Source organism: Vibrio sp. V19_P1S1T109, assembly GCF_002241375.1.
Lineage (GTDB): Bacteria > Pseudomonadota > Gammaproteobacteria > Enterobacterales > Vibrionaceae > Vibrio > Vibrio anguillarum.
Genome location: NZ_NDIM01000280.1, coordinates 1 through 7641, shown reverse-complemented (window position 1 = coordinate 7641; position 7641 = coordinate 1). Strand labels below are relative to the sequence as shown.

9 protein-coding genes are annotated in these 7641 nt (G+C 43.8%); all 9 read right to left on the bottom strand.

The features are described 5' to 3' along the window. A partial coding sequence (gene tolB / locus B9J87_RS13710; protein ID WP_094151225.1) for a Tol-Pal system beta propeller repeat protein TolB occupies positions 1 to 1323 on the bottom strand: 1323 nt, incomplete at its 3' end. A 27-nt stretch (positions 1324 to 1350) separates the two neighbouring features. After that, positions 1351 to 2421, bottom strand: a complete 1071-nt coding sequence (gene tolA / locus B9J87_RS13705) for a cell envelope integrity protein TolA (RefSeq protein WP_088732635.1) — start codon at positions 2419 to 2421, stop codon at positions 1351 to 1353. Positions 2422 to 2433: 12 nt separating this feature from the next. Next, positions 2434 to 2877 carry a protein TolR gene (tolR, locus tag B9J87_RS13700; RefSeq protein ID WP_017050375.1) on the bottom strand — a complete coding sequence of 148 codons (444 nt, stop codon included), beginning with the start codon at positions 2875 to 2877 and terminating at the stop codon, positions 2434 to 2436. Between the two features lie 3 nt (positions 2878 to 2880). After that, complete coding sequence (tolQ, locus tag B9J87_RS13695) at positions 2881 to 3564, bottom strand: protein TolQ (RefSeq protein ID WP_013856573.1); 684 nt, start codon at positions 3562 to 3564, stop codon at positions 2881 to 2883. Then, a complete protein-coding gene (gene ybgC / locus B9J87_RS13690) occupies positions 3554 to 3973 on the bottom strand; it encodes a tol-pal system-associated acyl-CoA thioesterase (protein ID WP_094151222.1) in 420 nt (139 codons plus the stop codon). The genes tolQ and ybgC overlap by 11 nt, the downstream gene beginning before the upstream one ends. A 179-nt stretch (positions 3974 to 4152) precedes the next feature. After that, positions 4153 to 4455 carry a cyd operon protein YbgE gene (gene ybgE, locus B9J87_RS13685; RefSeq protein ID WP_013856571.1) on the bottom strand — a complete coding sequence of 101 codons (303 nt, stop codon included), beginning with the start codon at positions 4453 to 4455 and terminating at the stop codon, positions 4153 to 4155. After that, the gene (gene cydX / locus B9J87_RS13680) at positions 4448 to 4555 is read right to left on the bottom strand and encodes a cytochrome bd-I oxidase subunit CydX (RefSeq protein WP_000270284.1); all 108 of its coding nucleotides are present in this window, start codon (positions 4553 to 4555) and stop codon (positions 4448 to 4450) included. Before cydX ends, ybgE begins: the two co-directional genes overlap by 8 nt. An 11-nt stretch (positions 4556 to 4566) precedes the next feature. Then, on the bottom strand, positions 4567 to 5703 hold the full coding sequence (gene cydB / locus B9J87_RS13675) for a cytochrome d ubiquinol oxidase subunit II (protein ID WP_094151219.1): 1137 nt from the start codon (positions 5701 to 5703) through the stop codon (positions 4567 to 4569). A gap of 17 nt (positions 5704 to 5720) precedes the next feature. Next, positions 5721 to 7307 carry a cytochrome ubiquinol oxidase subunit I gene (cydA, locus tag B9J87_RS13670; RefSeq protein WP_029189795.1) on the bottom strand — a complete coding sequence of 529 codons (1587 nt, stop codon included), beginning with the start codon at positions 7305 to 7307 and terminating at the stop codon, positions 5721 to 5723. Positions 7308 to 7641 lie beyond the last annotated feature (334 nt).

Genomic DNA, 7641 nt, shown 5'->3' with positions numbered 1-7641 from the left:
CCACGCAGGAGCCCTAACGCGACCATTTGTTGCCGGTAATCTAGCTTTGAAACGCCCATCTATAGACACCATCGAAAGTACATTCGCTTTGTTATAAATAGAACTGTATATGACCATACCACCATTGGGTGCAATACTTGGAGACTCATCGAGCAAAGTCTTTGTTAGAATTTGCACTGAACCAGTTTCCAAATCTTGTTTCGCCAGATTAAAACCCGAATTACTTCGGTTTACCATGACAAGGAATCGACCATCAGGCGTTATTTGTCCACCTAAATTCTGGCTACCTTGCCATGTCAGACGATTGGTAGAACCGTCTGATAAATTTACTTGATATATCTGTGGTTTACCACCCCGATCCGAAGTAAATATTAGCGATTTACCATCAGGATGCCAGAACGGTTCTGTATTATTTGATCTGCCACTCGTTATTTGTTTCAGCTTCTTGGTTGCCAAGTCCAGAGTATAAACCTGTAAGCTGCCCGTTTTAGACAACACCAAAGCAAGGGTTTTCCCATCTGGCGAGAACCTTGGTGCCCCATTATGACGTGGGTACGAGGTCACTTTCTCTCTTTCGCCAGTATAAATATTCATGATGAATATTTCCGCTTGGCCGTTTTGGAAGCTCACATACGCCAGTTGCTTACCATCAGGTGACCAAGTCGGTGACATCAAAGGCTGTTTTGAACGAAGTACTAAACGTTCATTGTAACCGTCATAGTCAGCAACCCTTAGCTGGTAAGGATATTGTTCATCGTCGTTGACCACCACGTAGGCAATACGAGTGAGAAACGCACCCTTATCACCCGTGAGTTCTTGATAGACCAAATCTGAAATTCGATGCGCATACTCACGCATTCGGTTTGCTGGTACGGTGGCAACTTTATTGAACAAAACATGATCTTTAGAAAGCACCAACTGTCCATCGTTACTTAATGCTTTGCTTTGGCCTTGTGTAAGTTGACCACGCACTACATCTACCAATTGGTAGTTGATGACATAGTTACCTTCTGCATTTTGCGTAATGCTACCAGTGAGCAAAGCATCAACACCAATACTGGTCCAAGCATCAAACTTCACATCGGTTTCATTGTAAGGCGTTTGTGGCATTTTGCTGGTCGCAATCGGGCTGAATTTACCACTACGTTGCAAGTCTGACGCGATCACCGCAGAGACATCCTGCGGTAATTTTGTTTTGCCTTCCCACTTAAACGGTACGATAGCAATCGGCCTTGCTGAATTAATGCCGTCGGTGATCACAAGCTCCAATGCGGCGTTGGCGAGCTGTACACTACTTGCGATGACAAGTAAGCATCCTAACATCAATCGCTTTAACACAAGCTTTTCCTTTTAATTTGGTTCTACAGTTAAATTAATGTTTTTCAATTGATTGACTACATCAAGATCATCTTTGGGCAGCGGAAACGTCCCCACCTGCGCCACAGCACGTTTTGTCGCCGCGCATAACCTTGAGTCACCATCAATAATGCTTAGATTACCGACTATTGCTCCAGTTCCCGTTGGAATGAGCCGTAGGTTCACTTTGCACTGTTTACTTTTAAAACTGTCTTCAATCAGCAAGTTTTGTTGAATGAGCTGCGTATAGATTGCTCCATACCGCTGAGCTTCACTCATTACAAATTGAGAACGAGCTGAGCTATTTTGCTCTGCTTCTGTTTCTAACCCAGAAAAAATGTTATTCAGCACCGCTTCTTGTTCTTTGCGTTCACGCTCCAATCTCTCTAAACGTGCTTTCTCTTTTTTTGCATTTTCGGCCGCTTTCTTCGCCTCTTGTTCTTTGGCTATTCGCTCTTTCTCGGCTCGCTCTGCTGCTTCTCGCTCTTTACGAGCTTTCTCTTTAGCTTGTTCTGCCTCTTTTTCACGGGCAATGCGTTCTTTTTCCGCTTTCGCAATTTCAGCCTCTTTAGCGATGCGCTCCTGCTCTGCTTTTTTTACCGCTTCTTCTTTTATCTTACGTTCCGTTTCCGCTTTTACCGCTCGCTCTTTTTCTTTACGAGCTCGTTCTTCTGCCACTTTACGCTCTTGTTCTTTTTCGGCACGTTGCTTTTCAGCTTCTCTGGCCGCTTTCGCTTCCTGAGCTTGTTGTTCTTTTAGTTGGCGAATATTCTCTTCTTCCGCCTTGCGGTTTTTTTCCAACTGCTCACTTTCGCGGCGTAACTTATCCAGCCGATCCTGCTCTTTTTTGGCAGCAGCTTCACGCTGGTTACGAATTTGCTGGGCTTGTTTTTGTACCAGTTGTGGATCAATCACCACAGCTTGAACCATCTGCCCTGCAGGCTCGGGCTTAGTTAGGCTAAAATCCGAACCCCATAACAAAGCAATGATCAACACTATATGCAAAACAGCCGAGATAATGATGGGCTTTTTGTAATCGCTTTTTTTGGATTTATGATCTTTCATGAACAGTACAAACTATCCTTTAATTTCGGTTAGCAGACCTACTTTTGAAATGCCCGCACGATTCAATTCATCCAGAACCAGTATCACTTCAGCATAAGGCGTTGCAGCATCACCGCCAACCGCAACCGGTGAATCCGGTTTCAACGACAATTCAGCTTTGACTCTAATGATGACATCTTGCAGCGAAAGACCCCGCTCGACTTCCTCATTATTTACGCTCAACCCGAGACGACCTTCTTTATCTATTTCCACGATGATAAAACTACTATCACTGTCGCCTTTCAGATCAGATGCCGACTTTGCCGTAGTGGTTTTAGGAAGTTCGACATCAACGCCTTGAGTGACAAACGGCGATGTCACCATAAAAATAATCAGCAACACGAGCATAACGTCGATATAAGGGACAACGTTAATCTCAGCTGTCAACTTGCGTTTTTTACGCTGGTAACCCACCATCGTCTATTCCCTACCAGCCATCGCTTGGCGGTGAAGAATGCTATGAAATTCTTCAGAAAAGGTGGCGTAATTATGCTCTAATTTGCTGACTTTATTGCTCAACCTGTTGTAAGCCATCACCGCAGGAATAGCCGCAAATAAACCCATGGCGGTCGCAATCAGCGCCTCTGCAATACCAGGAGCCACCATTGCTAACGTCGCTTGCTTCACCGCACCTAACGCAATAAATGAGTGCATGATTCCCCATACCGTACCAAATAATCCAATGTATGGGCTGATAGAACCCACGGTCGCTAGAAATGGCAGACTGGTCTCTAACTCGTCCACTTCCCTTGCGACAGCAACTCGCATCGCACGTCCCGTCCCTTCCATAATGAAATCGGGTGAAGTGGCGTTAGTCTTGCGTAAACGTGCAAATTCGGTAAAGCCAGAATAAAAAATCTCTTCTGTACCCAAAAGTTCATCTTTACGCTTTTTGACATCTTGATAAATAACGGATAAGTCAGTACCAGACCAAAATTTGTCTTCGAAAGCATCAGCGTTCTTTTCTGCTTGGGAAAGGACTTTACTACGTTTGATGATCATCGCCCACGAAACGATAGACATCCCCAAAAGGATTAGCATCACCATCTTGACCAATAAGCTGGCTTGCAAAAACAGATCGAGAATTGAGATATCAGCAGTCACTAGGGGTTAACTCCAAAATTATTGATTGAGGCATCGCTTTTGGCCTCATGTTCTGATTGTCGATGCATGCTACCTTAACTATTGCTTTACACAATACTTTACCTTCAGGATTGACGAGCTCCTGACAGAAGATCAGTGAGACTTTTTTCAACGCCGAAATCACAGTATTTATCGTCAGCATATCGTCTAAACGTGCAGCTTGTAGAAAATCGATGTCAACGTGCCTGACCACAAAACCAATGTTCTGCTGCAAAAGCGTCTGCTGAGACACTCCAACTGCGCGTAACATTTCAGTTCGGGCTCGTTCAAAGAATTTAAGATAGTTTGAGTGATAGACGACACCACCAGCATCCGTATCTTCATAGTAAATCGTTACAGGCCAATGAAAGGCTGAGGCTGTATTTTGCACAAAGGTTCCAACACATATGCAGATTTAGGCGGATACTATAACGCAACTCATTGACGTTAGTACAAGCATTGAGTGGACTTTTACAAAACTTGAAACAAAAAATTAGTGCTGTCTCAAAGAGGCAGCACTAATGTGGGTCGTTAATCAACCTTCGACAGGTTATTCATACACAGTAAATATCAAACTAGTCGAATAATCGTTAGGTAAATTAAGATCGATAATGAAATGTAGGGGCTAAACAATAATTGCCAAAACCATTTGCGTGGTCTAAAGCCAACACCAAAAACCATACTTGCACACAGCGCCCATATCATGAGTGGTGAAATAACCGCGTTAAAACCACCAATGCTCTGAGAATATAGCTCGGGATCCCACATAATCATGGCGATATGATAAAAACCAAGCAAGAGCGATAAGACTCTGAGCAGAGTCTTATCAACCAGTTTATGGTACTCAGTGACTTGCATTGCAAGTTTACTCACTGTCTTTGTCCATCATTTCGGAATGCTCTAACCAAAGAGCGTTGATGATGCCAAATGCACAAGCTAAAAGCACACCTAGAATCCATGCGAAATACCACATATCTATGCTCCTTAGTAAAGTGAGTTTTTGTTTTCTTCAATAAACTTGCTATCAAGACGACCAAACATCTTGTAGTAAGTCCAAGTAGTGTAACCAAGAATGATAGGTACCATTACAAAAGCGACCACTGTCATTAAGTTCAACGTCAATTCACTCGATGTTGAGTCCCACATGGTCAAGCTGTTACTTGGTACTAAGCTTGAAGGCATGATAAATGGGAACATCGCAAAACCAGCGGTGAAAATCACACCCGCATTGGCTAAGCTAGAAGCCAAGAATGCGAGACCACCTTTTTCAAAACGCGACGCCAACACAGCAAGTAGTGGCATGGCAACACCCAAAGTTGGTGCGATCCATAGTAATGGGTAAGCGTTGAAATTAGCCATCCACGCCCCCGCCTCACGTATCACTTCTTTATTGAGTGGGTTTGATGCGGCATGTGTATCAATGACGCTGGTAATCACGTAACCATCGATGTTTTGGATCCAAAACCCTGCAGCGACGAAAGTAATAGCAACCAACAAGCCCATTAGTTGAGCGACGCCACGAGCGCGTGCATGCAGCTCATCGGTGGTTTTCATCTGTAGCCAAGCGGCACCTTGTAAAATAATCATAAACAAGCTGACTAAGCCACAAAGCAGAGCAAATGGGTTCAACAGACCAAAAAATGAACCGTGATACGTTGGCATCATGAAATCACTGAGTTGGAATGGCACGCCTTGTAGTAAGTTGCCAAAGGCAACACCAAAGATGACTGGTGGTACAAAGCCACTAATTGAAATACAGATATCCCAAGTATTACGCCACTTTGGATCTTCAATTTTTGAACGGTAATCCAAACCGATCGGACGAAGCCATAATGCAGCCAATGTAACAATCATAGCCAAATAAAATCCGGAAAATGATGTCGCATAGACTAACGGCCAAGCCGCAAACAGTGCACCACCTGCCGTGATAAGCCAAACTTGGTTACCATCCCAGTGTGGAGCAATAGAGTTGATCATGACACGACGCTCACTGTCATTCTTACCAATGACGGGAACAAGAGCACCAACGCCCATGTCAAAACCATCTGTGATTGCAAAACCAACCAGCAGTACGCCGATCAGCACCCACCAAATTAGTCGCAAGATTTCGTAATCAAACATTATTCTATCTCCCTGCCTTATGCTTCGACTTGACGGCTAACTTTGTCTTCAACAGAGTTTGCGTTTTGCTCAAAGTGATAACGACCAGTTTTCAGGCTGCTAGGCCCTTTACGAGCAAATTTAACCATCAGGTAAACTTCAGCAATCAAGAACACAGTGTACAGTGCAAGAATCGCAAACAATGAGGTCCATAATTCGCCCAGAGTTAGCGCAGAAGCGGCAACATTGGTCGGCAATATTTCACCAACAGCCCATGGTTGACGGCCATATTCAGCAACAAACCAACCTGCTTCAATTGCAATCCACGGTAGAGGAATACTGAACAAGGCGGCTTTAAGTACCCATTGTTTTTGCTCAATTTTCTGACGGCAAGTTTGAATAAATGCTGCACCAAAGACAAATAGCATCACAAAACCAACACCAACCATCAGACGGAATGACCAAAATAGTGGCCATACGGTTGGAATTGAATCATCGGCGGCGGCTTGAATTTGCTCTTCCGTTGCATCGCTCACTTTATCGGTATAACGTTTTAGCAATAAGCCGTAGCCCAAATCGCCTTTCACTTCTTCAAAAGCGGCAATGTTTGCTGGTGATTTTTCGCCCGCACGTAATTTTTCTAACAGTTCATAGGCATACATACCGTTACGAATTCGGTCAACGTGTTGATCGCGTAGATCGCGTAACCCTGTGACTTCGGTATCCAGTGAACGTGTAGCGATAATACCCATCACGTACGGAATTTTCACTGCATAATCGGTGTGCATGGCGTCTTGGTTAGGCAAACCAAACAGTGTAAATGCAGCTGGCGCAGGTTCCGTGTGCCACTCAGCTTCAATCGCAGCCAGCTTCACCTTTTGAACTTCACCCACTTCATATCCTGATTCATCACCAAGCACAATCACGGACAAAATAGCAGCCATGCCGAATGATGCAGCGATAGCGAATGAGCGGCGTGCAAACGCAACGTCTCGACCTTTCAGCAAGTAATATGAGCTAATACCAAGAATGAACATCGCGCCAGTGGTGTAACCAGAAGCGACGGTATGCACAAATTTCACTTGAGCAACTGGGTTGAAAACGACTTCAGCAAAGCTGACCATTTCCATACGCATAGTTTCAAAATTGAATTCTGCGCCAACTGGGTTTTGCATCCAACCATTCGCAATCAAGATCCAAAGTGCCGAGAAATTGGACCCCAGAGCAACCAACCAAGTCACGCCCAAATGCTGGCGTTTTGATAGTCTATCCCACCCAAAGAAGAACAAACCGACAAAGGTTGATTCTAAAAAGAAGGCTACAAGTGCTTCAATCGCAAGAGGGGCGCCAAAAATGTCACCTACATAGTGGGAATAGTATGACCAGTTTGTACCGAACTGGAACTCCATAGTGAGGCCAGTGGCCACCCCAAGGGCAAAGTTAATACCAAAAAGCTTACCCCAGAACTTTGTCATGTCCTTATAGATTTGCTTATCAGTCATTACATACAAAGATTCCATGATGGCTAAAAGAAAAGCCATACCTAGAGTCAATGGAACGAACAGGAAGTGATACATCGCTGTCAGTGCAAACTGCAACCGCGATAGATCAACGACGTCAATCATGGTAACTCCTTTGTGCCGGCTGAATGACACTTTTGACATGCTAAACGGGTTAAAATTCCTTAAAATTCATCAGTGATATAACCTCATCAAATGTTGAAAAATATCAGAATTTTGTTGCAAGCATGTACCGTTATGGTTAGTTAATTGTTAAGCATCAGCTAATATAGCTGGGACTAATACTACTTCTAAATGCAGGTTGTTTCAAAAGATTTATGGGAGAAAAAAGCCTTGATTTACATCAATTTTCACGCGGCAAATCTGAACAAAAAAAGAACAAAATGATCCACATCAAAGGAAGAATGAAATTGTTGTGAGTATTTAGTGAAAGGAATAG